The organism is Pseudomonas amygdali, assembly GCF_002699855.1.
In the GTDB taxonomy this organism is placed as follows: domain Bacteria; phylum Pseudomonadota; class Gammaproteobacteria; order Pseudomonadales; family Pseudomonadaceae; genus Aquipseudomonas; species Aquipseudomonas amygdali.
Genome location: NZ_LKBW01000171.1, coordinates 1 through 1,998 on the forward strand (window position 1 = coordinate 1; position 1,998 = coordinate 1,998).

At 59.2% G+C, this 1,998-nt stretch carries 2 protein-coding genes; both read right to left on the bottom strand.

The genetic code is table 11. The features are described from left to right. Positions 1–153: 153 nt before the first annotated feature. Entirely contained in the window at positions 154–1,353 is a 1,200-nt protein-coding gene (locus AO277_RS13085; protein WP_044320185.1) for an MFS transporter, read from the bottom strand. Positions 1,354–1,491: 138 nt separating this feature from the next. After that, entirely contained in the window at positions 1,492–1,671 is a 180-nt protein-coding gene (locus AO277_RS13090; RefSeq protein ID WP_002554448.1) for a hypothetical protein, read from the bottom strand. Positions 1,672–1,998 lie beyond the last annotated feature (327 nt).

The window sequence follows — 1,998 nt, forward strand, 5'->3', positions numbered from 1 at the left end:
CAGGATGCAGGCCGCCAAGGCAGCGTAAGTGGATAATTGTCCAACCTTCGGGGGGCATACCACGGGAGCGTGGGAACGATCAGCCCGAATATCGTGCGTCGCTCCGCGTCGCATGCCGTTCTGGAGCGCGGGAGCGATGACCGGAACAGATCATCACTGGCGTACCACCTGCGTCTGCTTGTACAGATAGACGCTTAACGCCAGCCCGGTAAGTGACGCCAGCGCCGCAAACAGGAAGATCGAGACAAAGCCGAAGCCTGCTGCAATCGCGCCTGCCAGTGGGCCAGTGATGCCCAGGGACAGGTCGATGAACAGCGAATAAGCGCCGACCGCAGCGCCCCGGCTGGAGGCAGGGACGAGATTGACGGCTTCCACGCCCAGTGCGGGAAACACCAGCGAGAACCCGAAACCGGTCAACGCCGCGCCAGCCAGTGCCAGCTCCGGAGTGGGGGCCATCCACAGCAGCAACAACCCCAGGCTTTCCACTGACAGGCAGACAATCGCTACCCGAAAGCCGCCCAGACGATTGATCAGGTTGCCGAACAGCAGGCGCGCCGCGATGAAGCTGCCACCGAACAGAGTCAGACACAGCGCCGCATTCGGCCAGTGGTTGCTCGCGTAATACAGGGTGATAAAGGTGGCGATGGTGCCGAAGCCGATGCCGCCCAGCGCCAGGCCCATGCCGTGTGTAAACACTCGCCCCAGTACGTGCATGAAGGGCAGCCGTTCACCTGGCACAATCGGTGCGGCCTGCTTGTGCCAGGTCAGGTACAGGCCCAGTGCGCAGAGCAGCATGATGCTGACACCTACTGTCCACAACCCGAGTGAGTCAACCATCCAGACACCCAGCGGTGCGCCGATGGCCAGAGCGCCGTAGCTGGCGATACCGTTCCAGGAGATCACTTTGGCAGTGTTCTGCGCGCCGACCCGGCCGATGCCCCAGCCAATCGAGCCCGAACCTACCAGACTTTCCGCGCTGCCGAGAATCACCCGGCCAATCAGCAGAATCACCAGGCTCGCCATCGGCCAGCTGTCCAGCCAGACCGGCACCAGCATGAACACACCGCTCAGTCCGCAGCCGGTCAGGCCGATCTGCACGGCTTTCTTGCTGCCCAGATTGTCGATGATACGGCTCGCCCATGGTCGACTGATCAATGTCGCCAGGTACTGCACGCTGATCACCAGGCCTGCGATAACCGCGCCGAAGCCTAAATCGCTGTGGACGTAGCCTGGCAGTACGGCAAGCGGAATACCGATATTCAGGTAGCCGATAAACGTGAACATCACAATGGAAATGACGGTCTGGGTAACAGCCATAGGGGTTTGCGGCGTGGTTTGCTGTGTCTCGGGCATGGGGCAGGCTTTCATTCTGTGCGGGTATGGCGTTCGAGCGGGCAGGGAAAAACCCTTAGCAAGCTCTCGAAGTGCTTATCATACCGACGCATCGCGTCATGCAGGTGCAACGAAGTGAAATAAACGGCGAATGGAGGATTATTTGTTTGCCGGGGCTACAAGCTGTGTGGTCACGAGGGCGGCCAAGGCGTTTTCCTGAGTACCGAAACGGGCGAGCAGGGCGCTCTGTTTTTCCGGGCTGAGGCGTGACCAGATTTCGATCATTTTCTCGGCGGTGCCAATCAGGGCATTGGCTTGCGTTTCAGTGAAGTCGCTCATAAAAATCTGCTGTTTGCCTGTTACTGGTTTTCCAGGCGTATTGAAATCGGCAGAACCGTTTTTCGATACGCCTGAAAACAATCGCCTTCAGTCTTTGCTTCCGGCTTTCTGGCTGTCTTGAGCCGAGGGTGCTGCTTTCATTGCGACAGGTTGACCAAGCTCCTGTTGAGCCAGGGTCGACTGTTGTGGTTCCTGTTGGCCTGGTGGGAAGTTAGGGATTTCATGCATCGTCGTCGCTCCTCGCAAGGGGTTGCGGGAGTATCAGTTTTTTTGTGTTCGGGCTGGTTAGGGCCTGCCGTCAGGCAGGCCCTTGTTTTACCAGCTCGG